Below are 24,836 nucleotides of genomic sequence, written 5' to 3'. Positions count from 1 at the left end.
TTCAATGCTGGCCGAAACGCATGCGCCGTTCGAGATAGGCGCCATAGCGGGAAAGGCTGAAGACGAACACGAAGTAGACGAGAGCCACGAAGATGTAGACCTCGAAATAGGCGAAGGACCATTCGCCGGTGCCATAGGCGGCATTGCCCGACGCGAGGATATCGAAAAAGCCGATGATGACGATCAGCGACGTTTCCTTGAAGGTGATGACGAGTTGGTTGATCGTCGGCGGCAAAGCATTGCGGAAGGCCTGGGGCAAGATGATGCGGCCAATCCGATGCCAGTAGCTCAGTCCGAGCGCCTTGGCAGCCTCTTCCTGGCCAACAGGGATGGATTGTATGCCGCTGCGGATGATCTCCGCCTGATAGGCGGCAAAGAACAGGGCAAAACCAATGATGACGCGCCAGATCTTGTCGCCTTGAAGCCAATCCGGCAGGACGAAGGGGAAGATGAGCGCGGCCGTAAACAGGATGGTGATAAGCGGCAGGGAGCGGACACCATCAATAAGTGCACCGGTCATTCTTGAAACGAGCGGCATTTCGGATCGACGAAGCAGCGCCAAGGCAACAGCCATGGGCATGCCGATGAGGACGCCGGCGGCATAGAAGAACACCGTGAGTGTCAGCCCGCCCCAGTCGGCCGGCATAACGACCCGCATGCCTAACAGGCCGCCGCGCATCAGCACATAGAAAGTGATGAAACCGGCGCACCAGAGGGTAGAGAGCCGCAGCGGTTTCCAGAACCAAGGCAGGCATGACAGCACGATCGTCGCCACCATGACAATGCACGCCAGCATGGAGCGCCACTGTTCGTCATAGGGAAACAGGCCGAAGATGATGATGCGCCAGCGCTGTTGGATAACGGCCCAGCAGGCGCCCGCGATGTCGCGGCAGACGGCTGACGTGCCGTCGGGCGAAGCCCACACTGCTTTCAGCACCGCCCAGTCGAGCGCGTAGTAGACGAGATATAGGAGGGCTGCCATGCCCGCTAGGGAAATCATGGCGTTGCCGGGCGTGCGGAAATAACGACGGCGCAGGCGCGCGCCCAGCCCGTCAGGCTGGAAGCCGGCATTGAGGGGCTGCGGGTGTGTGTTCACGTCGAAAACGGCTGTCATGGCGCTCTCCTCAGGTTCTCAACTGCGTGCCCTTGAGGGCAATCGCCTTGTTGACGCGGTTGAGGACGAAGGAGAGCGTGTTGTTCATGATCAGGAAGCCGGCCATCAATATGGCGATCAGTTCCAGCGTCTGGCCGCTCTGGTTGATGGAAACCGAAATGACCGAGAAAAAGTCCGCGAAACCGACGACAATGCCGAGTGTTGTTGCCTTGAAAAGCCAGACATACTGGTTGATCAGGGTCGGCAGCACGGCGCGGATGGCGAGCGGCAGATGGACGCGGGAAAAGACATGCCAGGGAGCGAGACCAAGCGCGCGCGCAGCCTCCACTTGGCCCTTGCCGACAGACAGGAAACCGGCGCGAATGACCTCTGCAATATAGGCGCCGCCATAGATTGCGGTGGCGATCGCCAGGGCCGAGAGTTCTGGCGGAATGGTGATGCCCCCGCGGAAATTCAGGCCTTTCAGCTCTGGTACGGAGAAAATGTCCGATCCGGGTTCGCGGGCATAAGCGAGAATGCCGACCATGACAGCAAGCGTTAGGCCTGCAATGCCGAGCTGCAGCACGCCACGGTTCTTCATACGCTTGAAGCGCCGCGACATGGAGAACCAGGCAAGCAGCGACAGGCCGAACAGCAGTGCCAGCGCCACGGCGGCAAACCACTGGCCGCCGACGTTAAGGCTGGGCACGAACACGCCGCGGGCGGACAGGAAGATGGAATCAAAGACGGAGTAAGCCTGTCTCGTCGGCGGCAGATGAGTGAGCGCCGCATACCAGAACAAGGCCTGGAGAATGAGCGGCACATTTCGAAACGTCTCGATATAGAGAGTGCCGATATCATTGAGTACGCCATTGGACGAAATTCGGAAGACGGCGATGATCAGGCCGACAATATTGGCCAGGACGATGCTCAGGATACCGAGGAAGATCGTGTTGACGATGCCGACCCACAGCATCCGAAGGTAGCTTTCGAACGGATCGAACGGGATGAGCGAGAAGCCGATCCGAAAACCGGTCGACTTTTGAAGGAAATCGAAACCGCTGGTCATGCCCTGGGCGGCAAGCTTCGTCGAGGCCTCATGCACCGCGCCGAAGATGACGAGAGCGAGAATGAGGAGAAACGCCACCTGATAGGCGAGGCTGCGCGTTTTTCTGTTTCTGAACATCTGCATCGGAACACCCCTCCGCTGTCATCGCGGTCGCCGACGCGTGACGCGCCGGCGACCAGCCTTGGGAGAAGGATCAGTCGAGAACGAGCGGATAGAGGATGCCGCCGTTCTTCATCAGGGCGTTTACACCGCGCTCGACCTTATAGGGCGAGTCCTTGCCGATGTTGCGGTCCCATATCTGGGAATAGTTGCCGACAGTCTTGATGACATTGTAACCCCAGTCATCATTGAGCCCTAGCGGCGCTCCCATGCCGGGCGTTGCGCCCAGAAGTTTGCCGATGGCGGGCGTCGGCGGGTTGGCTTTCATCTCATCGACATTTTCGCTCGTCACGCCGGCCTGTTCGGCAAGCAGAAGGGCGGTCTGCACCCAGTTGGCGATATCAACCCAATTGTCGTCGCCCTGGCGCATGACGATACCGACGGGCTCGGCCGACAGAACGTCCGGCAGGATAACGAATTCGTCCGGGTTCTTGGCCTCAGTAGCGCGCAGGACGCCGAGTTGCAGATCCCACTCCATCATGGCGTCGCAACGACCGGCGAGGAAAGCGGCGTTGGCTTCTTCCGTCTTCTCGAATGGAACGACGTTCAGCTTGTAGCCGTTCTGGGCCTCGTGCTCTACGGCGTAGCGCTCCATGGTGGTGCCGGTCGGAAGGCAAAGCGTGCCACCGTCGAGATCCTTGGCAGATGTGATGTTCAGGTCCTTGCGCACCATGTAGTGAATCGCGGCCATCATGTAGGGCTGCGCGAATTGTGCGCGGATTTCGGTATCGCGGCTGAACGTCCAGCCGGATGACTTGATGACAAGATCCAGTTCTCCCGACTGGAGCGAAGGCCAGCGCTGTGCCCAGCTGGTCGGCTTGATATCGACGTGACCTTCCCAGGTCCCGAAGATCGCCGTGGAAACGGCGCGGCACAGGTCAATGTCGAAGCCTTTCCAGTTACCTTTGTCGTCCACTTCGGCAAGACCCATGTAGGAGCCGTTATGACCGGTGCAGGCGAGGGCGCCTCGCTCCTTCACCTTTTTCAGGGTGTCGCCGAATTCCGCATGGGCCGGTGTGACCGAAAGCAGAACCGTACCCGCGAGTGCGGCGACAAGTGTCGACTTGATAGACATGGATTCCCCTTTTTTGCTGATGCCGACAAACCGGACCACCCGGCTGTCAAAAGTTATTTGTTATATAATGATCGCGGTTTGTAATTTGTCCAGATGATTCCCGTGGCGGGTGGAAGAATCTTATAAGTAAATGATTATACGCGATTTATGCCGTTTTCTGGAGGGTTTCAGGTTGAATTTTGGCACTTGCGTAAAAAAACGAATTGCGCCGATTTTGCATTATGATACGTGTTATAACAAATTAAGGGTCACGAGGATTAAGATGATAAACGCGCCATCCACGGACGAACTGAAGGACATCCACCACAAGATGGTGGTGACGCGTGAATTGGAAGAAGTGCTTGGCGCCTATGCCAAGGAAGGCAAGACACGCGGCCCGATCCACCGCTGCGATGGCCAAGAGGCCGTGGGCGTTGCAGCCTGCGCGGCGCTGCGGGCCGACGATTATGTCTGCACCACCCATCGCGGCCACCATGTCTATGTCGGCAAGGGTCTGACGACGCGCGGTATCGTTGCCGAGATTTTCGGTCGCGAGACCGGATACTGCAAGGGACGGGGCGGACACATGCTGCTTGGCGATGTCAAGACGGGCATGCTCGGCGGCAATGCCATTGTCGGCGCCGGTATTCCAGCCGCAACGGGCATGGCACTGTCCATGCAGATCCTCAAGCAGGACCGCGTTTCGATGGTGGTCTTTGGAGACGGTGCGGCCCAGACAGGCATCTGCCACGAGGCGATGAACATGGCGGGTCTCTGGAAGCTGCCCGTCATTTTCGTGCTCGAGAACAACCAGTACGGCCTGACAGTGCGCCAGGAGGTGCAGTCGCCTGTCGAGGATCTGAGCGTCCGCGCCGCCGGTTATGCGATGCCTGGCGAAATCGTCGACGGCAACGATGCCGAGGCCGTCTACCGCGCCGTTGCCGCTGCCGCCGAAAGGGCGCGCCGCGGCGACGGCCCAACCCTCATCGAAGCCAAGACCTATCGCGTGAAGGGTTTCTCCACATCGGATATGGGCGGTTACCAGTCTGAAGAGGAGATGGCGCCCTGGCTAGAGCGTGACCCGATCAAGCTTTCGGCCGAGAAGCTTTCGGCATTGGTGGGCGCCGACACGGTTGCCGCCATCGAGGCTGCCGCCCGCGCGGAAGTTGCACAGGCTTTCGAGACCGCGCTCTCCGACCCATTCCCGACCTTTGAAATCCATGCCCCCTCGGCCGCCTATTCGGAGACCAAGTAATGACCGTGATGCGTTATGCAGAAGCGTTGAACGCCGCCCTAAGGGAGGAGATGCAGCGCGATCCGAGCGTGTTCCTGTTCGGCGAGGATATCGGGCGATACGGTGGTGTCTTCAAAGTATCCAAGGGATTGCGTGATGAGTTCGGCGATGCGCGTGTGCGCGACACGCCGATTTCCGAACAGGCGCTCACGGCCATGGCAGTCACGGCCGCCATGTCCGGCACGCGTCCAGTCCTCGAAATCATGTATGCCGATTTTCTGCCGCTGTCGCTTGATGCACTCGTCAATCAGGCTTCGGTCTTCACCTATCTCTGGGAAGGGCAGGTGGATATTCCCTTCGTGCTGCGCACACAAGGTGGTGGTGGTGTGGGCACCGGTGCGCAACACGCCAAAAGCCTCGATGCCATGGTCTGCCATATTCCCGGCATCAAGGTCGTCGCGCCGGCCACGCCTGCGGATGCGAAAGGCCTGTTGAAATCGGCCATACGTGATCGCCAGCCTGTCGTCTTCCTTGAGCACAAGCTGCTCTACAACACGCGCGGTGAAGTGCCCGACGGTGACGATGTGCTCGTGCCGATCGGCAAGGCGAAAACCGTCGTGGAAGGAAAGCATGTCTCGATCTTCGCTTCTTCGAAGATGGTCATTGAGGCTGAGAATGCGGCCAAGCTGCTCGCCAAGGATGGCATAGAGGCTGAGGTGATCGATCTGCGCACGCTGCGCCCACTCGATCTCGATGCGATCCGCCGGTCCATTGCCAAGACGAACCACGCGGTGGTCGTCAATGAAGGCTGGACTTTCTGCGGCTACGCCTCGGAACTTTCAGCGACGATCATGGAACATTGCTTCGATGATCTCGATGCACCAGTGGCGCGCGTTGCGATGCCCGATATGGCAATTCCCTATTCCGAGCCGCTGGAAATGGCCGTGCTGCCGAACGCGGTGAAGATCGCTGCAGCGGCGAAAAAGGCCCTTGCATAGGCCGGGAGACAGATATGGCAACGCCGATAACCGCGGGCGCAGTCGCCGGCGAATACATGGAAACGTTTGTGATCGTGGAGTGGCGCGTCGGCGTTGGCGATACGGTCGCGGAGGGCGACGTGCTCCTCACCATCGAAACCGCCAAGGCGGCAGTCGATATTGAGGCGCCCAGTGCCGGCGTGGTCAGCGCCATCTTCGCCGAGGCGGATAGCGAGGTACCGGCTGCGGCCGTGCTGTGCCTGATCGGCAAGGATAGCTCAGATGTTGGTTATGATGGCGATGATGCGCCGGTAAAGGGTTCCAGTCTGTCATCCGCGCCGGCACCGGCGATGATGGTGGCTGAACGTGCCGCGGAGGCGCCGCGTGCGGCAGCGTTCTCCGCGCGCATAATTGCAAGTCCCGCAGCGCGTCGGGCGGCCAGTGCTGCCGGCGTCGATCTTCGCGCCGTGAGAGCGTCCAGCCCGTCCGGCCGCATCAAATTGCGTGACGTTTCCGGGGCATCGCAAAGTGTGCCGGCATTTGCCACGCCGGTGTCGGCAGGCCTGCCCGCCGATGAAAATGGGCCGCTTGAGGTGCATCGCAGCGGTGCCAAAGACGGCACGCCCGTTTTCATGATCCACGGTTTCGCCAGCGACTCGCTGTCGTGGTATCCGCTCGATCGTCAGTTGGCGAAGGACCATCCGGTTTACCGTCTCGATCTGCCGAACCATGGCACTTCGCCGAAGCGGCAGATCGGAAGCTTCGCCAATCTGGTGCGGGAGGTCCGCGACGCCTTCGATACTCTGGGCATCGACGGCGCGCATGTGATCGGCCATTCGCTGGGCGGCGCGCTTGCCCTTGCCCTTGCCGATACGCGGCCCCGCAAGCTGGCCTCTCTGACGCTCTTTGCACCGGGCGGTCTCGGCCCCAAGGTCAACGGTGACTTCATCTCAGGTATTGCCCGCGCCTCGCGGCCCGACAGCCTTGCAGCTTGGCTGAAGGTAATGGTGCATGATCAGAAGCTCGTCGATCCCGCCTTCGCCAACGCCGCCTTTGCGGCGCGCGCAGACGGGAACCTTCGTGCCGCGCAATCCTACATGGGCGAGACGCTGTTTGCCGATGGCACGCAGAGCTTCGATCTTGTGGCGGCCCTCCATCGCCTGGAATGCCCGACGCGGATCATCTGGGGTCGCAAGGACCGGGTTCTCGACTGGCACGATGCCTTGCAGGCACCCGGCCATGTCGGTCTGCACTTTCTGCCCGACGTCGGTCACGTGCCGCAGCTCGAGGCGCCGGATCTTTCGCTCGGCATCATCAGTGCCCTGATCAAGAGTGTTTGAGGAGCGATTCATGTCCCACACGCTCCTCCTCGTCGGCTGCGGTAATATGGGTTTTGCCATGTTGCGCGGCTGGCTTCGCGAAGACCCGATGCCCTCGGCTTATGTGGTGGAACCGGTCGATGCGCTTCGTGATCGTGCGGCCGCGGCGGGTGCCGTTGCCGTCTCGCACTTGGGCGATCTACCGCACGATTTAGCGCCCGATGTGGTGTTTGTCGCTGTCAAGCCGAAGCTCGTCGAAACGGTTCTGGCGGGCTGTGCGGAATTTGCCGCGCCGGGTGCGACCTTCGTTTCCGTCGCAGCTGGCGTAACCACGGCATCCATGGCGCAGCGTCTTCCCGCCGGTTCCTCCATTGTCCGCTGCATGCCGAACACGCCAGCTGCCATAGGCGAGGGCATGATGGTTCTCTACGCGTGCGATGACGTTTCGGCTGCCGCGAAAACCCTTGTGGCGTCGCTGCTGACGACCTCGGGGGTGGTCGCCTGGATCGACGACGAAGCGCAGATGGATGCGGTAACGGCAATTTCGGGCTCCGGACCGGCCTATGTCTTCCACTTCATCGAGGCGTTGACAGAGGCCGCCGTATCGCTTGGCCTGCCGGCGGAAACCGCTGCATTGCTGGCAAAGCAAACGGTGCGCGGGGCAGGCCGCCTTGCCATGGAGGCTGACGTCGATCCGACGACGCTGCGCCGCCAGGTCACAAGCCCAGGCGGCACGACGGCAGCGGCCCTGAATGTCTTCATGAGCGATGAGCGTACCGGGAAACTCGTGGCGGAAGCCACGCGAGCAGCCCGCGACCGCAGCATTGAACTTGGCAAATCCAACTGACAGTCAATCTGGAAGGACAAAGTAATGATCAGCCTCATAACAGGCGGCGCGCAGGGTATCGGTTTCTCCACGGCAGAACATTTCATCCGTCGCGGCGACAAGGTTTGCATCCTGGACCGCGCCGGCGTTGCCGAAGCACGTGAGAAGCTCGGGGCTGACGTGCTGGCCATTGAAGGCGACGTCACGAACCCGGTGGATGTCGATGCGGCTGTTGCCCGCACCGTCGAAACCTTCGGCGGGCTCGACACCCTCGTTACGGCCGCAGGGATTGTCGCCGTAGAGCCGGCGCTGGATGTGGCAGCAGACGCTTTCATGCGCATGATGTCCGTCAACGTGCTCGGAAGCTTCCTGCCGGCCCAGAGCGCAGCCCGGTACATGAGCGAGAACGGCGGCGGCAACATCGTCTTCATCGGCTCCGTATACGGCTCCGTCGGCGCGCCCAAGCGCACGGCGTACTGCGCCTCAAAGGGAGCGGTTCATAACATGATGCAGTCGTTGGCGACCGAATGGGGCCCGCTCGGCATCCGTATCAACGCTTTGGCGCCAACGGGCGTGCGCACGCCGATGGTGCAGGACCTCATCGACAAAGGCATCTACAACATGGCCGGCGTCCGCAACCGCACACCGCTTGGCCGCATCGCCGAGCCGCAGGAAGTCGCAGCGGCGGCTGCGTTCCTTTCCTCGCCCGAGGCCTCGATGGTGCATGGCATCGTGCTTCCCGTCGATGGCGGCTGGATCGCCAACGGCTACACCTGGTGACATTTCCCTATCGAACCATTTTGGTTCAGGCATGAAAGGCTGAGACAATGACGAAGCGCATCAACATTTCCTCCGGTTCCTCGTTTGAGAAAGCTTATGGCTATTCCCGCTGTGTGAAGGTGGGCGATACGGTCTACGTGTCTGGCACGGTCGGCATCAATTTTCAGACGGGTGAATGCAGCTCCGATCCGGTTGAACAGCTCCGCCAGGTCATCCGCAACATCGAGCCATGGCTTGAAAAGGCCGGCGCCTCGCTGAAGGATGTCGTCCAGATCACGACCTATGTGACCTCCGCCGAGGTGTTTGCGGCCATCGGCCCGACGCTCAAGGAAATTTTCGGCGACATCCTACCGACCAATGCGGCGCTTGTCGTGCAGTTCCCAGTACCGAACGTCAAGGTCGAGATTTCCGCAACCGCTGTCGTGGGCTGCGGCGCGTGACCGATCGGCCGCCGGTATGAACCGGCGGCCTTTCACTCCTTGAGCCGTCTGACAGGCGCCCGGCATGCTTCGCAACCTTCTTCATCCCGATAACCGGCATGCCATGACCGTTGGCATTATCCTCGTCATCGTCGGCTATTTTCTCTTTGCGTTGAACGATGTCGTCGCAAAGATGCTGGTTGCCAGTTTCGGCGTGGCGCAGGTCCTGACGATCCGTGCTATTGGCGCTTTCATGGTGCTCGTACCGCTGGTGCGCCAGCAGCAGGAGAGGCCCTTTCACAATGTGCACCGGCCGTTCGTGCAGATGGTGCGAGCGCTGCTCATCACTCTCGATACGTCGCTGTTCTACGCGGCCGTCATCTACCTGCCGCTTGCCGATGTCATGACATTCTACATGGCCGGGCCAATCTACATGACGGTCGCCTCGCATTTTCTTCTGGGAGAGCGCGCCGGCTGGCGGCGCTGGACTGCGGTTCTCATCGGCTTCGTCGGTGTCGTCATCGCGCTCGATCCTTCGGCATCCGCGTTTTCCGCGCCGGCCTGGTTTGCGCTGACAGGTGGTCTTGCCTATGCGTTGACCCTGGTGCTCAACCGGTCTCTGGCACAAACCGGCGACGCGACCCTCGGTATCTACCAGGGACTTGCCACATTCCTTCTCGCCGGAGCCGCTTCTATTTTCGACTGGCGGCCCTTCACCCTTACAGAGGGCGCTTCGATGCTGCTGCTCGGCGTAATCGGCGCTTTTTCCCACCTCGTCGTCACGCGGTCGCTGAAATTGGCACCTGTCTCCATTCTCGCGCCGTTCCAGTACACGTTGCTGCTGTGGGGCATGGTGTTCGGCTTCATTTTCTTCGACGATGTGCCGGGGACGAATATGCTTGTCGGATCAGCGATCATCGTCGTTGCCGGTCTTTTCATCTCGCATCGCAAGGCGCAGAAGATCGAGGCGGTGCCCGAGGCCGATCTGCCGGCCCGCCTGCCATGACGATGCCTTCTACAAACCACCAGCAGCAGTGCGACGCCTGCACAATCATTCTCGAATTCTCTTTCCGAAAAACCATCGAAGGTCAGTGATCATGTCCATGGCAAGCCCGATCGATCCCACCATGCAAGGCGTCGTCTGGACGAAGACCCTGCAGGAAACCGTCCGCGACTATCCGCGTCTTTCCGGAGAGGAGGTCGCGGATCTCGTCGTCATCGGCGGCGGATATTCGGGTCTCAACACCGCCATTCACGCCGCAAAGAACGGGCTGCGTGTCGTGGTGCTGGAGGCCGGCCGCGTCGGAAACGGCGCCGCTGGCCGCAACGGCGGTTACAATGTGCCGCAGTTTCCGGGTGGCATAACCCCCTCTGTCGTCGAGGCATCCGTCGGTCGGCGCAAGGGCCTCGCGCTTGCCGACCTCGTTCTGCATGGCGCCGATGCCGTATTCCGGCAAATCGAGGCCTTTCAGATCAAATGCTCGGCGGTCCAGAACGGCTGGATGCAACCAGCCCATTCCGATGCCTCGATGCAAAGGGTGCGCAAGGTCCATGATGAATGGAAGGCGCTTGGTGCCAAGGTGGAATGGCATTCTCCCGCTGATGTCGCCGATCTTCTGGGCGCACAGGGCTATCTCGGCGGCTGGTCCAATGCGCAAGGCGGAACCGTCAACCCCTATAGTCTGTCGGTCGGGCTGGCGCGAGCCGCCGAGCAAAGCGGCGTGCGCATTTTCGAAAACAGTGCAGTCGACGGCTTCGAGGAAACCGCGCAGGGCGTCATCGTTCGCTGCGGCTCAAGCCATGTGTCGGCACGGTCGGCAGTGTTTGCGACCAATGCCTATACGGGCGACTTCCTGCCGGCCGTGCAAAAATCCGTCATCCCTGTCTATCTGTACCATGTCGCCACGAAGCCGCTTAGCGAGGCGTTGCGCCAGAAAATCCTCAAGACGCAGCTGTGCTTTACGGATCTTCGCAAATCCGGCGGTTTCGGGCGCCTGGATTCGGATGGTCGACTGATTTCCGGCGGTGCCGTGTTCGATTTCGGCAACAAGGTGGCCTATGGCGAGGAGCATGCCCGCGGGCGAATGAAGATGCTCTTCCCACAATTGACCGACGATGACATTCAGCTCGAAAGCTATTGGGAAGGTTATTGTGCGGTGACGGACAGCTACCTGCCGCACATCTTGCGGCTGGGTCGGAACGTCTTCTCCATCGGCGGGTTCTCCACCAGAGGCGTCAACCTCGCGCAAAATCTCGGTCGTCTCATGGGCGAGGTCATGGCAGGCAAGCGTGAGCTCGATGACGTGCCCGTCAATGTCTATGATCACCGAAACGACATCGCGCTGTGGTCCATCAAGGCCAGAGCCGCGAGATACGTGTTTCCGTACTACCGCCTGAAGGATCGCTTGGGGATGACGTGATCGACGTTCAGATCCGCTCAGGCGCGGTTGTCAGCGCGATCCGGGGCATTTCCGGTGAACCTGGTTTTCACCGGAAATGCTATTTCCAACGTCGAGGCAATCCCGCTTCGGCTGAAAATGCTCTAGCTCGCTGCGGAAAGAATGCCGCGGACATTCTCTTCGTCGAGCTTGACCGGATTGCCGCCCGCGCAGGGATCGAGCAGGCTCATCTGCGCAACCTTGTTGATGTCGACGTCTTTCAAGCCCATGCCTGACAGTTTTTCCGGAATGGACAGGTCGCTGCGCAGCGCAACGATCCAGTCGATCACGCCGTCCGCATCCTTGCGCGGAAGGTCCAGAACGCGTGCCAGCAGTTGGAGTTTGTCTGCAATGGCCGGCGCGTTGAATGTAACGACATAGGGCATCAGCACGGCGTTCAGAAGGCCATGATGTGCATCGTGGAGAGCACCGAGCGGATGAGCGAGCGCATGGATAGCGCCCAGCCCCTTCTGCAGGGCGACACAGCCCATTCCCGAGGCGATGAGCATCTGGCCGCGCGCTTCCAGATTGCCGCCATCGTGTGTGGCGATCGGCAGCCATTTGTGGATCAGCCGTAGCGCATTGAGCGCAATGCCCTCTGCCATCGGATGGAACGACGGAGCGCTGAGTGCTTCGAGGGCGTGCGACAGCGCATCCATGCCGGTTGCGGCGGTGATATTTGCAGGCAGCCCGACGGTGAGTTCGGGGTCCATGATGACAATGTCCGGCATCATGCGCGGATGAAAGACGATGACCTTGCGCTTATCGGTCTCATGCGTGATCACCGAGGAGCGGCCGAGTTCCGAGCCGGTTCCGGCCGTAGTGGGGACGGCGATAACAGGCACGAGGCCGGTGGTGTTGGCGCGCTTCCAGTTATCTCCGATATCCTCGAGATCCCACATAGGGATGGTCTGGCGGGCCATGAAGGCGATCGCTTTGGCCGCATCCAGCGCGCTTCCGCCGCCGATCGCGACCACCAGATCGTGGTCGCCAGCCCGGAATGCCGCGACACCATCGGCGACGTTGCCGCCGGTGGGATTGGGTTTGACATTCCAGTAGAGTTCGGGTGCAAGACCGCTGGTTTTCAGGGCTTCGAGCGTCCGCTGCACGGGATAGAGATCCTTCAGCCCGGCATCGGTCACGACGAGCGGGCGGCTTGCGCCAAGTTCGCGCACCATCTCGCCCAAGCCGGCGATGCGGCCGTTACCGAAGCGCACGGCGGTGGGGAAACTCCAGTTGCTGGTGGCAGTGGGCGTATCAACGGGCATGTTGGAACCTTGCTTGTTAGGATGTGGAAATGCCGGACGTCTGACGCTTCAGCGCACGGCGACGCAGCACCTCGGCGACGATGACCAGAAGAAGTGCCGGCACGAGATTGACTGTGGCAAGCGCCGGATAGATCGGCGACGAGCCGACGGCTATGCCGCTATAGACGAAGATCGGCAGCGTGCGCGCCGTTCCGGCAAGCGAGTAGGAAACGTAGAAGTTCCCCCAGGAAAGCAGGAAGGAGAAGATGGCCGCAGAAAAGATGCCGGGCCAGAGCAGCGGGAACGTGATCTCGCGGAAGACTTCCCAACCACTTGCACCGGCATCGCGTGCGGCATCTTCCAGCGTTTCGTCGAAACCATAGACCTGAACGGCGACAACAACGAGTGCGAAGGGTGTGATGTAGACGACATGGCCGATGATGACGGTGACGAGGCCCGTCGAAAAGCCCAGCCAGCTGCCGAGTACCGAAAACCACAACAGCATGACCACGCCGAGCAGCAATTGCGGAAACAGGAGCGGCGCGAAGGTGAGACCGCGGAACGCGCCTTGAAGGCGAAAACGGTATCTGATCCACGCGACGGCTCCGGCTGTGCCGAGGACCGTTGCGAAGATTGTCGAAACTGCCGCGACGGTGGCAGAATTCAGGACGGCTGGAAAGAAGTCCGGCTTGTTGAACAGCTCACCATACCATTGCAGTGAGAAGCTCTCTATCGGCAGCGTCAACACGCGGCTCGACGTGAAGGAAAACGCGACCAGCGTGGCGATCGGCGCGTAGAAGAATATGATAAGAAGGACGACCGAGCCGACCAGTGCCGTATCGACCAACGCGTTGCGCATACGCTGTGACATCAGGCGGGCCTCCTCGTCGTTGCCGTGCGTCGAAGGGCGAATGCCGCGCAGGCCGCAAGCATCAGGGCGCCGATGGTAATCAGCACCATGGTCAAGGCTGCGCCGAGTGGCCAGTTCACACGGGTCTCGAAACTCTGGCGGATCAGCTCGGACGCGAGCGGAGATGTGCCGCCACCAAGCACCTTGGGCTCGAGAAAGGCGCCGAGGCTTAGCACGAAGACCAGCACCGCTCCCGAGTAAAGGCCCGGCCGGGAAAGCGGAAGCGTAACCTCGAAGAAGGTCCGGAAGCGCGAAGCACCGGCATCATAAGCTGCGAGCACCAGATCTCGGTCGATCCGCACCAGCGAAAGATAGATCGTGAATATCGGATAGGCGACCAGATTGTAGACCATTCCGATCATCGTGCCGGTCGGTGTGAACAGCAGGTTCAACATTTCCGGCGGAAAGCCCAAATGCATCAGTAGCCAGTTGGCCACACCGTTCTTGTCGAGGATCAGAATCCAGCCGAAGGTCTTGAGTACGGCATCGGTCAGGAACGCAAAAATGATCAGGATCTGAATTTGCGTCTTGAAGGTCTTGAGCCGCGTGGCAAGCGCATAAGCGACCGGGAACGCGATCAGCACGGTCAGAACGACGCAGATCAGCGCCATCGTCGCCGTGCGCAGCATGATCGTCCAGTAATGCGGTTTGGAAAACACCTCGGTCCAGATTTTCAGGTCCCACGTCCAGACGAGCCGGTAGTATTGTGTCGTCTGGAAGGTCAGCACCGCCGTCATCAGGAGCGGTACCAGGAAGAACGCGACCATGACCACCGCCAGCGGCGCTACGGTGGCGACAAGAACCGGGTCGTTCCAGGATTTGGATTCGATCCTCATGGTCACTCCGACAGCAGAAAGGCCTGGACGGGATCGAAACCGATGCGCACCGCCTCGCCGACAGCGGCCGGCAACACGATCGATCCGGGAAGATCCATGATGACCGCGGCATCGAGCCCCTGGACGCGGATGCGGTACTGCGTGGACGCACCCTTGATGAAGTACTCCTCCACGTGTCCGTCCAGCAGCCATTCACCCGGTGCGGCATCCCCCTTCACGAAACGTATGGTTTCTGGGCGCACGAGTAGCGCCGTACCCTTCGCGGACAGAGAGGGTGAGACATGCTCGGACGCGATGGTCGTTTTTCCGGAAACAACCAGCGGAGACGTCACCGCCATGCCACCATCGGTGGCGGCGGTTGCGGTCACGGGGAGGAAATTGGTCTCGCCGATGAAGCCTGCGACGAACATGTTGGCGGGACGATAATAGATGTCGGCGGGTGTTCCGACCTGAACGACATGCCCTGATCGCATCACGCAGATGCGGTCCGCCAGCATCATCGCTTCTTCAAGATCGTGCGTGACGAGCACGAAGCTGGTGCCGAGTTCGCGGTGCAGCTTCTTGAGTTCGGCCTGAAGGGATTTCTTGAGCTTGGCATCAAGCGCGCTCATGGGTTCGTCCAGCAGCAGAACGCTCGGCTGGGACACCAGCGCGCGGGCAAGTGCCACGCGCTGTTGCTCGCCGCCGGAAAGCTGCGCGGGGTAGCGCTCGAGATAATCGGGCTTCAGATGCATCAGGTCGAGCATCGTGCGAATGCGGCTGTCCGTCTCGGTCTTGCTTACCTTCTGTAGCTTGAGGGAAAAGCCGATATTCTCGGCGACCGTCTTGTGCGGAAAGAGCGCGAGTTTCTGGAAGACCATGCGCGTGGGGCGGCTTGCCGCCGGTACGCCCCGCATATCCTTGCCCTGGATTTCAAGACGCCCGTCTGTCGGCTCCTCGAAGCCTGCGAGGATTTTCAGCAGCGTCGTCTTTCCGCAACCCGAAGGGCCGACGAGCGCAACGAATTCGCCGGTGCCGATCTGAAGCGAAACGCCGTGAAGCGCACGCGCCGCTCCGTAGTCCTTGACGATGCCGGATGCATCGATGATGGGGCTGGCCAAGCTCGATTTCCTTGATGTCTGCAATGGGAACAGACAGGCCTGCCCTTTCGGCAGGCCTGTCGTTTTGCGCGAACTTAGCGAGCGGCGAGCTCTTCCTGCCAGATCGCCAGCATGTCGTCGATATTGGGCGCGACCGTGTGGAACTGGCTGTTGTCCCAGGCCGTCCACATGTAATCCATCTGCAAGGCCTTTTTCTCTTCCTCGGAGAAGAGGGCCTCGGCCTTGCTGTTTGGCACCAGGTTGCAGGTTGCCTCGGTGATTGCGAGTTGTTTGGCGACCTCGGGAGACACGATGTATTTCAGGAAGTCTGCCGCGATCTGCGAGTTCTTGCCGTTGTCGATCAGGCCGGTCGCTTCCATCCAGATGATGCCCTGCTTCAAGCCGTTCTTCGGCTCGGGCACGATGGACTGAATATAATCGTGGCCCTTCATACGCAGTGCCGAGGTCGCATAGGTGCCGCCGCCGATAAGGGCGCGGAAGGATCCGTCGATCAGCCCCTTCTGTGCCACGGCGAGGTCAGCGACGATGGCGCGCGTGTTCTTGAAGGCAGCGCGCAGGACCTTTCGGACCTCTTCGAGTGCAGCGGCGTCCAGTTCCTCGTAGGGGTTGACGCCCGCATAGAGAGCAAGGGGCATGATCGGCCAGTCACCCCAGTCGAGAAGGCAAATCTTGTCCTTGTAGGCGCTGTCGAAGACTGGAGCGTAGCTCGACCAGGTCTCCAGTTTATCGAACTTGGTGTTAACGGTCGGGCCGACCCAGCCCCAGCGGGTGGGAAGGCCGGTTGCCTTGCCTTCGAAGGCGAGCGGCTCGAAAGGAGCGCGGAACTGCGGGTAGAACTCGGCGAACTGATCGGCGAAATCGGCTTCATCGATATAGCGGCAGAAGCCTGCCGGCCCCATGCGCTGGATCCACGGGCTGTCGGAGGAAACGAGATCGAACTCACGCGATGCGCCGGCTGCGAGCTTGGCAAAGCCGCCTGCGGAATCGGTGATGAGGTCGATCGAGATCGAGGCGTCTTTCGACTTCTGGAAGGGCTCGAGGATGCTCGGGGCATTGTAGCCTTCCCAGCACATGTAATTGAGGCTTTCGGCCGCCGCCGCATCGCGCCGTGACGCGAGAAAGCCGCTGCCGGCGGCTGCGAGGCCGAGGCCCAAACCGCCCATGCCCTTGAGCACGGAACGACGGTTCACGGCGCCGATGTTGGAGCTGATATCTGCTGTTCCCTTTTTCATTTTTTCTTCCTCTCTTCGTTATTCATGGGGCGCGGCATCAGACCACGCCCAGATAGCGCCGGATCTCCCATTCGCTGACCTGTTTCTGATATTCGCGATGTTCCACCTCACGGCTTTCGGCGAAGCTGTCGACGAAATCGCTGCCGAAAAGCTCTCTCGCCTTGCTGCTTGCGCGCAGGCGGGTGGCGGCCTCATGGAGATCACGCGGGAAGACGGCATCCTGCGCGGGTGTGGATGCATAGAAATCCTCCGCGCTGCCCGCCGGTGGCTCGATACGCTCGCGAATGCCGGCAAGGCCGGCACCCAGCATCATCGACAAGGCCAGATAAGGGTTGGTGTCTGCTGACGGTACGCGAAACTCGACGCGGGTGCTCTCCGGCTGGTCGTTGATGACACGCACGGCGGCAGTGCGATTCTGCACGCCCCAATTGGCTGCCGTGGGCGCCCACGCACCCGGCACGAGGCGCTTGTAGGCGTTGACGGTGGAGGAGCACATCGCCAGAAGTTCCGGCATGAATTTCAGCAGGCCGCCGAGAAAATGCCGTGCCGCCTGGCTGAGTCCATCGGACGCCGACGCATCGGAAAAGACGGGGCGGCCATCACGGTCGCGCAACGAAAGGTGGAGGTGCCCAGACTGGCCGGACAGCTTCGGAGACAGCTTCGACATGAAGCTCACCGTCTTGCCGTTACGGGCAAAATAGGCGCGGGCAAAATTCTTGAACAGCATCGCATCGTCCGCCGCCTTGATGCCCTGTTCATGATAGAGCGGCGCCTCGAAGCAGCCGGGACCGAGTTCGGTGTGGATGGCATCGAGCTTGACGCCCATGGTTTCCATCGTCGTTTCGAGGCCGGCCAGAAGCTCGCCGTAAAGCGCCGACGTCTGGAGGGAATAGGTCCGGTTTCCCTGCGCAAAATGCGTGAGATCGCGATACTGCTTCGCTCTCATGCTCTCCGCCGTCTCATCGAAGACGAAGAACTCGAACTCAAAGGCGGCATGCACATCGAAGCCGAGTTCGGCAGCCTTTTCGATCTGCGCAAGGCAGACATTGCGCGGCGAGCGGCGGCCGAATTCGCCGTCGAAATCCGCGATACACAGCGCCATGTTCTCGGCGAAGGGATATTTGCGGATCGTCGTCGCATCGAGCCTGGCCGACCGGTCGACGAACGATCCGTCGCGATAGGTGCTTTCAGCAATATCCCAGAAATAGAGCACCTCGCAGAACGGATAGCCGTCCTTGCCGAGCTTCACCGCCTTTTCGGCGGAGACAAGCTTGTCACGGAATTCGCCTTCCGGATCCACCATGCCGATATGGACTGACCGGGCGCCGATCTCCTGCAGTTTCGTTTCGAAGGTTTTGTATGTATCCGGTGATTTCGGCATGACTTGTTCCCAGTGTTGCGGTTAGCCTAGGGCGTGGTGTCGTTGCATGGAAATATCCCCGGGGGGATAGACGCGCCTGTCGGTTTCCGACTTCGGCAAACGGGTAAGGGGCAGCGGTTGGATCAGGGGTTCGCAGCATGGAACAGCGCGGTTGCGGCGGTCGTGCAGGCTGTCGGCACAGACAGCTTTGGCCAGCGTCTGGAGGCAGCGCTTGCAACCATCATCGATTTCGACGTGCTGATGGTCTTCGCCTATCGCGGTGCTGAAAAACCTGTCTGCTGCTACCACAACATCGATCCGAAGCGGGCGCAGACGATCGTGGGTGCCTATATCGCCGGGCCCTACCTGCTCGACCCCTTCTACGGCGCTGCGCTCGACACCCGGAAAACGTCGATCCTGCGGCTGAAGGCCATGGCGCCGGACCACTTCTACAGTTCGGAATACTATCGCCAGCACTATGTGCTGACGGGTATCAGAGATGAGGTCGGTATCTTGTGCCGGACGCCGAACTGGGCCGGGGTTGTCATCAGCTTCACTCGCCCCGTCACTGCGCCGGCCTTCGGGCGACGGGATCTGTCTTTGATCCGCGGTGCCGAGCCGTTGCTTCGAACCCTTTGCGAAAGACATTGGAGCGTCGTCGGCAGCGATGCCGGCGCGAGTCCCATACCCGCACATGATCCCATCAACGATACGCTGAACAGAATGACGAACGGCGTGCTGACGCCGCGCGAGATCGAGGTGACGTCATTGATCCTTCGCGGCCATTCCAACGCATCGATTGCCACGACGCTTAAAATAACATCCGGAACGGTGAAAATTCACCGGAAGAACATTCATCAGAAACTGAACATCGCAAGCCAGGCAGAACTGTTCGGACTTTTCATCCGAAAGCTGACGAAACTCTGAAGTCCGATGGATTTCCGCTGAGCGATGACCCCGCCTGCCGGCGGGATGCTATGTTGCGGCAACCGCCACAACGGGCTCGCAGGTGTCCAATCGGAGCCGGTGCCTGAGATGTGGTCATCCACTTCCAGAAGCCGGCTCCGGTGGCGATCTCAAACGCCGCCTGCAACCATGGTGTAGATCTTGCGTGTCTGCTCGTGAATGGTCCATTCCCCACGCCAGCCAAGCGGCAGGACGAACATTTCGCCGGGACCGATGTCCCGGGACGCGCCGTCGCCATTGTGAAGCGTCACGCGGCCGGTGAGAAGGTAGCAGATTTCGGCATTCTGGCTTCGATCCGCCGTGAAGCGGCCGGGTGTGCATTCCCATATACCCGTCTCCATCTGGCCGTTCGCACTGCTCCAAAGCGCCAGCGTGGCTTCCATCTGGTCGCCTGCAATTGAGGTGGGCTTTGGCGTGAACTCGCCGATGTCGCGGTTATGAAGATCGCCGAAATTCTCGAAACTGATCATTGAATATGTCCTTGAAAGAAGTCAGTGGCCGGTGATGGCGTCCGCGATGGCGGCGAGCCTGGACGTTTGGGCAAGGCCGGCGAATTCACGTTCGTCGGCAATTCGATAGAGCTGGTACATGGAATGCACGCCGAGCCAGCGGAACGGTTCCGGCTCCCATTTGCGCACCGTTCGGTTGACCCAGGGAAGACCTGTCAGCTCCGTTTCCCGGCCAAGAACGAGATCGGCGAGCGTGCGGCCGGCAAGGTTGGAGCTGGACACACCGAGGCCGACATAGCCGCCGGCCCAGCCGATACCGGTCTGCCGGTCGAAGCCCGCCGTCGTGCACCAGTCGCGCGGCACGCCCAACACGCCGCACCAGGCATGGTCGATCCTCAGCGATTTCGTCTGCGGCAGCAGGCGCGTCAGAATGGCATGCAGCGCTTCGATGGTCGCCTGCTGTGTCTGGCCGTTGACGTCGGTCTTCGAACCAAAACGGTAGGGAACACCGCGCCCACCCATGGTGATGCGCCCCTCGCGCGTTCGCTGGGCGTAGCAATAGGCATGTGCGGCATCGCCAAGCAGCTCATGTCCTTCCCAGCCGATCTGCTCCCACAGCGCGTCAGGCACGGGCTCGGTGACGATCTGCGCGCTGTTGAGCGGCAGCCAGGTGCGCTCTTCTCCGGGCAGGCCGGCGGTGAAACCTTCCGTCGCACGGATGATGACGGGCGCGCGCACCGTGCCGCGATCGGTCGTCACACGGCCCTTCTCGAAAGTAGTGACGGCCGTGCCTTCGAAAATCCGGACACCAAGCCCCTCGACCACCGCCGCGAGGCCGCGCACGAGCTTGGCCGGCTGCACGCGCGCCATGTCGCGAATGACGAAGCCGCCCTTGACGTCTGCGATGCGGATGCGTTTGCCCGCCTCTTGCGCCGACAGCATCTCGATCTGCTCGGGCGGCATCTCCCAATCGAGATAGAACTGGTATTCCTCCCGTGCGCGGTCGAGCTGAGGCTGGTTCGTGGCCACGGTGAGGTTATCGGCGCGCAGGATATCGGCATCTATGCCTTCCGTTGTCGCCACCCGGATCACCTCATCGACCGTACCCGCCATGGCGCGCTGCATGTCGACAACGGCGCCGCGGGTGGACGTCTTCAGGTATTTTTCCCGCGACCATCCGAAACCGCCGGAAAGCCAGCCGCCATTGCGGCCCGACGCCCCGAAGCCGGCGAATTCGCGCTCCACGACGACGATGTCGAGCGAAGGATTGGCCTTCTTCAGATAGTAGGCCGTCCACAGGCCCGTATAGCCGGCGCCGATGATGCAGACATCGGCGGTGCGGTCACCGGGCAGAGGTGGCCGCTTCTGCGGCAGTCCGCCGATATCCGCGTACCAGAAGGAGATGTTACCGTTGGTCTTGACGTCCATGGCAGAGGCTTTCGGGTTCAGGTCAGCGTCACGTCGGCGCTGGCATCGTCGGGGAGGAGGATGAGATCGGAGCGGAGGAAGGTGACGTCGACGGTATCTCCGATGACGAAATCAGTAGCTCCGAGCGGGCTTCGCACGACGGCGATCGTACCGTCCGACAGCCGCACCTCGTATTTCGAGCCGGAACCGAGATAGATCGCTTCGGCAATCGTGCCGGTGAGGCGGTTTTCGCCCGCAACGACATCCGCGCCCGCACGCTTCAGGGCGACACGTTCAGGCCGCAGCAGGATCACCGGGCGAGCACCATCAGCCAGGCGGCCATGGGCGAAAACCTTCTGTCCGCCGATAACCATGGCTGTTTCATCACCCGAAACCTCGGCCGATCCACGCAACACCGTGGACTCACCGATAAAACGGCCGACGAAGAGCGTTGCCGGAGTGTCGTAAAGCTCACGGCCCGTGCCGATCTGCTCGATGCGGCCGCCGTTGAAGACAGCGATACGGTCGGAAAGAACGAGCGCTTCCTCTTGGTCATGTGTCACATAAACGAAGGTTGTGCCGAGTTCGCGGTGAATGCGCTTGATCTCAAGTTGCAGCCATTCACGCAGCTTCTTGTCGAGCGCACCGAGCGGCTCATCCATGAGAAGCAATGGCGGATCAAACACCAGCGCGCGGGCGAGCGCCACGCGTTGCTGCTGTCCACCCGAAAGTTCGCTTGGGTAGCGATGGGCGAAATCGGCCATCTTCACCATGTCGAGAGCACGCCGGACGCGCTTGGCACGTTCATCACCCTTGATGCCGCGCAGCGCCAGCGGGTAGGCGACGTTCTTGCCGACCGTCATGTGCGGGAACAAAGCGTAGTGCTGGAAAACGACGCCGATATTACGCTTGTGCGAGGGCAGGCCCGTGACGCTCTTGCCGCCGATTTGCAGCGTGCCTGAGGTGATGTCGGTGAAGCCCGCGATCAGGTTCAGCGTCGTCGTCTTGCCGGAGCCCGATGGTCCGAGCAACGTCATGAACTCGCCGGGGCGGATATCGAGGTCTATGTCGTTGAGGGCCGTGAAGGCACCGTAACGTTTGGACGCCTTGCGGATTTCGATCGCGGCACCGGTTGAACGTTGGGAAGCATGCATGGTCAGGTCCTTTCGCGGCGCATACCCAGGAGCAGGCCAGCGATGATGATGAGCGACGTAGCGAGGAAGAGCAGGGTACCGACGGCCGCGACGGTCGGATCGGCATCACGCGTGATCGACGAATAGATCTGCACCGGCAGCGTCTTCAGATAGGGACTGGTGATGAACAGCGCGACGATGATCTCATCGAACGATGTGATGAAGGCGAAAAGCGCGCCCGACAGCACTCCCGGCAGGATCAGCGGCAGGGTCACCGTGCGGAACACGGTGAGGCGACCGGCCCCCAGACTCGATGCTGCCGTTTCCAGTCGGCGATCGAAGACTTCGAGGCTCGCCTGCACGGCGATCAGCACGAAGGGAACGGCTAGCATGGTATGGGCGAGCACGAAGCCCGTGACGGTGCCGACGAGATGCGTATCAAGATAGACCGCATAGATGCCGATCGCCAGCACGACACCAGGCACGACCATGGGCGTGATGAGCAGGGCCCGCAACAGGCCGCCGGTGCGTGCCGCGGCGCGGCTGACGCCGAAGGCCGCGAGCGTGCCGATCACCGTTGCCACCACGGCCACGATGAGGGCGACGATCAGCGAATTGGAAAAGCTTGTCGTCCAGTCCGGGCTGCTGAAGAAATTCGCGTACCACTGCCAGCTGAACCCGACGGGCGGGAAGGCGAGCGACTTGTTGCCGTTGAAAGACATCGGAATGACGACCAGCGTCGGCGCAAGAAGCAGGATCGCCACCAGCAGGCAGAAGAGGCCAAGAAGAATGCGAGAGAACGAGGGCATGCTCACACCTCCCTGCGCGAGGCTGTGTGTTTCTGGCGCATCAACGGAGCGGCGATGGCGAGAAGCAAGAAGGTTGCGACAAGCAGAACGACCCCCATGGCGCCGCCGCGGCCCCAGTTGAGCAGACTGAGAACCTGGTTTTGGACGAGCGACGACAAAAGGATGCTGCGCGGGCCGCCGAGCAGTGCCGGCGTGATGTAAAAGCCAAGCGAGAGAATGAAGACGATGATCGCGCCGGCGTAAACGCCGGGCAGCGAAAGCGGAACGTAAATCTGGAGGAACGCCTTCCAGGGCTTTGCGCCCAGACTTCGCGCGGCCGGCAGCAGGCGTGTGTCGATACCCTTCATCACGGAATAGATCGGCAGGATCATGAAAGGCAGCAAGACCTGCGTCATGCCGATGACGACGCCCGGAAGTGTGCGGATGAGTTTTACGGGTGGGAGGCCGATGCCGCGCAGGATGGAGTTGATGACGCCGGAATCCTGCAGGAGAATTACCCATGCGAGCGTGCGCACCACGCCGCTCAGCCAGAAGGGCACCAGAACGCAGAGGATGAGCGCCAGGCGCATGTTTCTGCCGACGATGGTCATGGCATACGCATAGGGATAGGCGCAGATGAGGCAGGCGAGGGTGACCCAGGCGGCGACGACGAAGGTCCGTTGCAGCACCGCGCGGTTGACGGCAGACTGGAAGAACCAGACGTAGTTGTCGATGCCGATCGCCGGATCGGAAAACGAGCGCCACACCACGATGCCAAGTGGGTAGGCAAGCACGACGAGAAGCACCAATAAGGCCGGCGTGGCAAGCCAGACCGGGCCGCGTGGCCGAAAACGCGACAGGAATGGGGACTGCGCGAGATCGGTGGCCGCAGCGTTTGGCGCGCCATCATCGGGCGTGGCTGTCATCATCATCTCCCGTTTGGAAGGCAAGCCCGGCGCGCAACCGGGCTTGCTGGGCTGGCGATTGGCTCAGTTGCCGGAAAGAAGCGCGTTCCACTTCTCGGCAGCGAGATCGAAGTTCTTCACCCAGAACGGGATGTTCTGCTGATAACCCTGCGCATTGCGCTCAGGCGTCGAGGTGAGGAAGGCTGCCGTCGCGTCATCGACCTTCGGCTTCGCATCCATGTTGATCGGCGTATAGGAGGTTGTTTCCGTGAGCACGGCTTGCGCATTCGCACCGAGATACGCGTTGATGAGCGCATAGGCCGCATCGGTGTCCTTGACGCCAACAGGAATGGTCAGCTGGTCCATGACGACGAGCCAATCCTGCCATACCGGCGTATAGGCTGCACCGTTCTTGACGGCGGTCATAGCACGGCCGGTCCACATCATGACCATGTCGGCTTCGCCGGATTCCGCAAGTTGCTGGCTCTCGGCACCGGTTTTCCAGTAGATGGTGTCGGGACCAAGGTCGCGCAGTTTCTGGATGCCTTTTTCGATATCGTCTGATGTCATCGCCTTCGGATCGCCGCCCGTCGCCTTGAAGGCCTGCTCGATCAGACCCCCGGTAGGGTCGCCGGAGCCGTCGATGGCGCGAACGCCCGGGAATTTCTCCGTGTCAAAGAAATCTGCCCAGCTTTTCGGCGGGTTATCCTTGTAAGTCTCGTTCTTGTACATCAGGACGACGCCATAGTTCATCGCCGGAACCGAGCATTCGCCGACCTGGCCGGGCGGGATTTTGGAGACGTCGAGCTTGGAGAGATCGAGCTTCTGGAAAAGCGTGCCGCAATGAACGTAGGGCGGCAGGTCTGCGGTATCGACGACATCCCAGGTGACGTTGCCCGCATCGACCTGAGCCTTCAGCTTGGCGATTTCGGTCGGGCCGTCGTTCAGGAGCGTTACACCGGACTTGTCGACGAATTCCTTCAGGGCGGCGACCTGACCATCCTGATAGATGCCACCGTAGGAAACGAAGGTCAGCGTCTTGCCCTTGAGCGATCCTTCCTTCACCTCACCGGCCACCGGCTTGTCCTGTGCCCATACCGGCAACGCCAGGGCGCACGTCATCGTTAGGGCCACA

24 protein-coding genes are annotated in these 24,836 nt (G+C 60.9%); 9 read left to right on the top strand and 15 right to left on the bottom strand.

Annotated features, from left to right (window positions below; genetic code table 11):
• Position 1: 1 nt before the first annotated feature.
• The 3 genes from MKI86_RS19635 to MKI86_RS19625 form a co-directional block, all read right to left on the bottom strand.
• Positions 2–1,114, bottom strand: coding sequence for an amino acid ABC transporter permease (locus tag MKI86_RS19635; protein ID WP_241604471.1), 1,113 nt, complete (start codon positions 1,112–1,114; stop codon positions 2–4).
• Positions 1,115–1,124: 10 nt separating this feature from the next.
• On the bottom strand, positions 1,125–2,285 hold the full coding sequence (locus MKI86_RS19630; RefSeq protein ID WP_241604469.1) for an amino acid ABC transporter permease: 1,161 nt from the start codon (positions 2,283–2,285) through the stop codon (positions 1,125–1,127).
• A gap of 70 nt (positions 2,286–2,355) precedes the next feature.
• Entirely contained in the window at positions 2,356–3,396 is a 1,041-nt protein-coding gene (locus MKI86_RS19625; protein WP_241604467.1) for a transporter substrate-binding domain-containing protein, read from the bottom strand.
• 262 nt (positions 3,397–3,658) lie between these two features.
• Between MKI86_RS19625 and MKI86_RS19620 the strand changes: the two genes are divergently transcribed.
• From MKI86_RS19620 to MKI86_RS19585, 8 genes are all read left to right on the top strand, one after another.
• A complete protein-coding gene (locus tag MKI86_RS19620; RefSeq protein WP_241604465.1) occupies positions 3,659–4,630 on the top strand; it encodes a thiamine pyrophosphate-dependent dehydrogenase E1 component subunit alpha in 972 nt (323 codons plus the stop codon).
• Positions 4,630–5,607 carry an alpha-ketoacid dehydrogenase subunit beta gene (locus MKI86_RS19615; RefSeq protein ID WP_241604463.1) on the top strand — a complete coding sequence of 326 codons (978 nt, stop codon included), beginning with the start codon at positions 4,630–4,632 and terminating at the stop codon, positions 5,605–5,607. The genes MKI86_RS19620 and MKI86_RS19615 overlap by 1 nt, the downstream gene beginning before the upstream one ends.
• 14 nt (positions 5,608–5,621) lie before the next feature.
• Positions 5,622–6,926, top strand: coding sequence for an acetoin dehydrogenase dihydrolipoyllysine-residue acetyltransferase subunit (locus tag MKI86_RS19610; RefSeq protein WP_241604461.1), 1,305 nt, complete (start codon positions 5,622–5,624; stop codon positions 6,924–6,926).
• Between the two features lie 10 nt (positions 6,927–6,936).
• Positions 6,937–7,752 (top strand): pyrroline-5-carboxylate reductase, encoded by an 816-nt coding sequence (gene proC / locus MKI86_RS19605; protein ID WP_241604459.1) that lies wholly within the window; start codon positions 6,937–6,939, stop codon positions 7,750–7,752.
• A 24-nt stretch (positions 7,753–7,776) separates the two neighbouring features.
• Positions 7,777–8,511 carry an SDR family NAD(P)-dependent oxidoreductase gene (locus tag MKI86_RS19600; RefSeq protein WP_241604457.1) on the top strand — a complete coding sequence of 245 codons (735 nt, stop codon included), beginning with the start codon at positions 7,777–7,779 and terminating at the stop codon, positions 8,509–8,511.
• 47 nt (positions 8,512–8,558) lie between these two features.
• Complete coding sequence (locus MKI86_RS19595; protein WP_241604455.1) at positions 8,559–8,951, top strand: Rid family hydrolase; 393 nt, start codon at positions 8,559–8,561, stop codon at positions 8,949–8,951.
• A 64-nt stretch (positions 8,952–9,015) separates the two neighbouring features.
• Entirely contained in the window at positions 9,016–9,936 is a 921-nt protein-coding gene (locus MKI86_RS19590; RefSeq protein ID WP_241604453.1) for a DMT family transporter, read from the top strand.
• 91 nt (positions 9,937–10,027) lie between these two features.
• Positions 10,028–11,350, top strand: coding sequence for an NAD(P)/FAD-dependent oxidoreductase (locus MKI86_RS19585; protein ID WP_241604451.1), 1,323 nt, complete (start codon positions 10,028–10,030; stop codon positions 11,348–11,350).
• 122 nt (positions 11,351–11,472) lie between these two features.
• Here MKI86_RS19585 and MKI86_RS19580 read toward each other — a convergent pair whose 3' ends face one another.
• From MKI86_RS19580 to MKI86_RS19555, 6 genes are all read right to left on the bottom strand, one after another.
• Positions 11,473–12,636, bottom strand: coding sequence for an iron-containing alcohol dehydrogenase (locus MKI86_RS19580; protein WP_241604449.1), 1,164 nt, complete (start codon positions 12,634–12,636; stop codon positions 11,473–11,475).
• Between the two features lie 16 nt (positions 12,637–12,652).
• Complete coding sequence (locus tag MKI86_RS19575) at positions 12,653–13,486, bottom strand: ABC transporter permease (RefSeq protein WP_241604447.1); 834 nt, start codon at positions 13,484–13,486, stop codon at positions 12,653–12,655.
• Complete coding sequence (locus tag MKI86_RS19570) at positions 13,486–14,361, bottom strand: ABC transporter permease (RefSeq protein WP_241604445.1); 876 nt, start codon at positions 14,359–14,361, stop codon at positions 13,486–13,488. The genes MKI86_RS19575 and MKI86_RS19570 overlap by 1 nt, the downstream gene beginning before the upstream one ends.
• A gap of 2 nt (positions 14,362–14,363) precedes the next feature.
• Positions 14,364–15,461, bottom strand: coding sequence for an ABC transporter ATP-binding protein (locus tag MKI86_RS19565; protein WP_241604443.1), 1,098 nt, complete (start codon positions 15,459–15,461; stop codon positions 14,364–14,366).
• Positions 15,462–15,535: 74 nt separating this feature from the next.
• Complete coding sequence (locus tag MKI86_RS19560) at positions 15,536–16,693, bottom strand: ABC transporter substrate-binding protein (protein WP_241604441.1); 1,158 nt, start codon at positions 16,691–16,693, stop codon at positions 15,536–15,538.
• A 37-nt stretch (positions 16,694–16,730) separates the two neighbouring features.
• Positions 16,731–18,074: a glutamine synthetase family protein gene (locus MKI86_RS19555; protein WP_241604439.1), complete on the bottom strand. Its 1,344-nt coding sequence runs from the start codon at positions 18,072–18,074 to the stop codon at positions 16,731–16,733.
• A gap of 117 nt (positions 18,075–18,191) precedes the next feature.
• On the opposite strand from MKI86_RS19555, the gene MKI86_RS19550 reads away from it, so the two are divergent.
• Positions 18,192–18,980, top strand: coding sequence for a helix-turn-helix transcriptional regulator (locus MKI86_RS19550; protein WP_241604437.1), 789 nt, complete (start codon positions 18,192–18,194; stop codon positions 18,978–18,980).
• A 149-nt stretch (positions 18,981–19,129) separates the two neighbouring features.
• Here MKI86_RS19550 and MKI86_RS19545 read toward each other — a convergent pair whose 3' ends face one another.
• From MKI86_RS19545 to MKI86_RS19520, 6 genes are all read right to left on the bottom strand, one after another.
• Positions 19,130–19,489: a cupin domain-containing protein gene (locus tag MKI86_RS19545; RefSeq protein WP_241604435.1), complete on the bottom strand. Its 360-nt coding sequence runs from the start codon at positions 19,487–19,489 to the stop codon at positions 19,130–19,132.
• Positions 19,490–19,510: 21 nt separating this feature from the next.
• Entirely contained in the window at positions 19,511–20,896 is a 1,386-nt protein-coding gene (locus MKI86_RS19540; protein ID WP_241604432.1) for an NAD(P)/FAD-dependent oxidoreductase, read from the bottom strand.
• A 17-nt stretch (positions 20,897–20,913) separates the two neighbouring features.
• On the bottom strand, positions 20,914–22,029 hold the full coding sequence (locus tag MKI86_RS19535; protein WP_241604430.1) for an ABC transporter ATP-binding protein: 1,116 nt from the start codon (positions 22,027–22,029) through the stop codon (positions 20,914–20,916).
• Positions 22,030–22,031: 2 nt separating this feature from the next.
• Positions 22,032–22,817, bottom strand: coding sequence for an ABC transporter permease (locus MKI86_RS19530; protein ID WP_241604428.1), 786 nt, complete (start codon positions 22,815–22,817; stop codon positions 22,032–22,034).
• 2 nt (positions 22,818–22,819) lie between these two features.
• A complete protein-coding gene (locus MKI86_RS19525; RefSeq protein WP_241604426.1) occupies positions 22,820–23,722 on the bottom strand; it encodes an ABC transporter permease in 903 nt (300 codons plus the stop codon).
• Between the two features lie 63 nt (positions 23,723–23,785).
• Positions 23,786–24,823 (bottom strand): extracellular solute-binding protein, encoded by a 1,038-nt coding sequence (locus MKI86_RS19520; protein WP_370880025.1) that lies wholly within the window; start codon positions 24,821–24,823, stop codon positions 23,786–23,788.
• Between the last annotated feature and the right edge of the window lie 13 nt (positions 24,824–24,836).

This window comes from Shinella sedimenti (genome assembly GCF_022601905.1).
GTDB classification, from domain to species: domain Bacteria; phylum Pseudomonadota; class Alphaproteobacteria; order Rhizobiales; family Rhizobiaceae; genus Shinella; species Shinella sedimenti.
Note: the sequence above shows the minus strand (reverse complement) of the source record. Positions and strands in the feature narration are given on the sequence as shown.

What these genes read in the sequence shown, in the direction of transcription:
- MKI86_RS19525 (WP_241604426.1), bottom strand. Translation starts at nt 23,722, where the DNA reads ATGACAGCCACGCCCGATGATGGCGCGCCAAACGCTGCGGCCACCGAT.
- MKI86_RS19610 (WP_241604461.1), top strand. Translation starts at nt 5,622, where the DNA reads ATGGCAACGCCGATAACCGCGGGCGCAGTCGCCGGCGAATACATGGAA.
- MKI86_RS19615 (WP_241604463.1), top strand. Translation starts at nt 4,630, where the DNA reads ATGACCGTGATGCGTTATGCAGAAGCGTTGAACGCCGCCCTAAGGGAG.
- MKI86_RS19625 (WP_241604467.1), bottom strand. Translation starts at nt 3,396, where the DNA reads ATGTCTATCAAGTCGACACTTGTCGCCGCACTCGCGGGTACGGTTCTG.
- MKI86_RS19600 (WP_241604457.1), top strand. Translation starts at nt 7,777, where the DNA reads ATGATCAGCCTCATAACAGGCGGCGCGCAGGGTATCGGTTTCTCCACG.
- MKI86_RS19585 (WP_241604451.1), top strand. Translation starts at nt 10,028, where the DNA reads ATGTCCATGGCAAGCCCGATCGATCCCACCATGCAAGGCGTCGTCTGG.
- MKI86_RS19580 (WP_241604449.1), bottom strand. Translation starts at nt 12,636, where the DNA reads ATGCCCGTTGATACGCCCACTGCCACCAGCAACTGGAGTTTCCCCACC.
- MKI86_RS19630 (WP_241604469.1), bottom strand. Translation starts at nt 2,285, where the DNA reads ATGCAGATGTTCAGAAACAGAAAAACGCGCAGCCTCGCCTATCAGGTG.
- MKI86_RS19590 (WP_241604453.1), top strand. Translation starts at nt 9,016, where the DNA reads ATGCTTCGCAACCTTCTTCATCCCGATAACCGGCATGCCATGACCGTT.
- MKI86_RS19575 (WP_241604447.1), bottom strand. Translation starts at nt 13,486, where the DNA reads ATGTCACAGCGTATGCGCAACGCGTTGGTCGATACGGCACTGGTCGGC.
- MKI86_RS19520 (WP_370880025.1), bottom strand. Translation starts at nt 24,823, where the DNA reads ATGACGTGCGCCCTGGCGTTGCCGGTATGGGCACAGGACAAGCCGGTG.
- MKI86_RS19535 (WP_241604430.1), bottom strand. Translation starts at nt 22,029, where the DNA reads ATGCATGCTTCCCAACGTTCAACCGGTGCCGCGATCGAAATCCGCAAG.
- MKI86_RS19635 (WP_241604471.1), bottom strand. Translation starts at nt 1,114, where the DNA reads ATGACAGCCGTTTTCGACGTGAACACACACCCGCAGCCCCTCAATGCC.
- MKI86_RS19555 (WP_241604439.1), bottom strand. Translation starts at nt 18,074, where the DNA reads ATGCCGAAATCACCGGATACATACAAAACCTTCGAAACGAAACTGCAG.
- proC (WP_241604459.1), top strand. Translation starts at nt 6,937, where the DNA reads ATGTCCCACACGCTCCTCCTCGTCGGCTGCGGTAATATGGGTTTTGCC.
- MKI86_RS19570 (WP_241604445.1), bottom strand. Translation starts at nt 14,361, where the DNA reads ATGAGGATCGAATCCAAATCCTGGAACGACCCGGTTCTTGTCGCCACC.
- MKI86_RS19540 (WP_241604432.1), bottom strand. Translation starts at nt 20,896, where the DNA reads ATGGACGTCAAGACCAACGGTAACATCTCCTTCTGGTACGCGGATATC.
- MKI86_RS19595 (WP_241604455.1), top strand. Translation starts at nt 8,559, where the DNA reads ATGACGAAGCGCATCAACATTTCCTCCGGTTCCTCGTTTGAGAAAGCT.
- MKI86_RS19560 (WP_241604441.1), bottom strand. Translation starts at nt 16,693, where the DNA reads ATGAAAAAGGGAACAGCAGATATCAGCTCCAACATCGGCGCCGTGAAC.
- MKI86_RS19530 (WP_241604428.1), bottom strand. Translation starts at nt 22,817, where the DNA reads ATGCCCTCGTTCTCTCGCATTCTTCTTGGCCTCTTCTGCCTGCTGGTG.
- MKI86_RS19620 (WP_241604465.1), top strand. Translation starts at nt 3,659, where the DNA reads ATGATAAACGCGCCATCCACGGACGAACTGAAGGACATCCACCACAAG.
- MKI86_RS19545 (WP_241604435.1), bottom strand. Translation starts at nt 19,489, where the DNA reads ATGATCAGTTTCGAGAATTTCGGCGATCTTCATAACCGCGACATCGGC.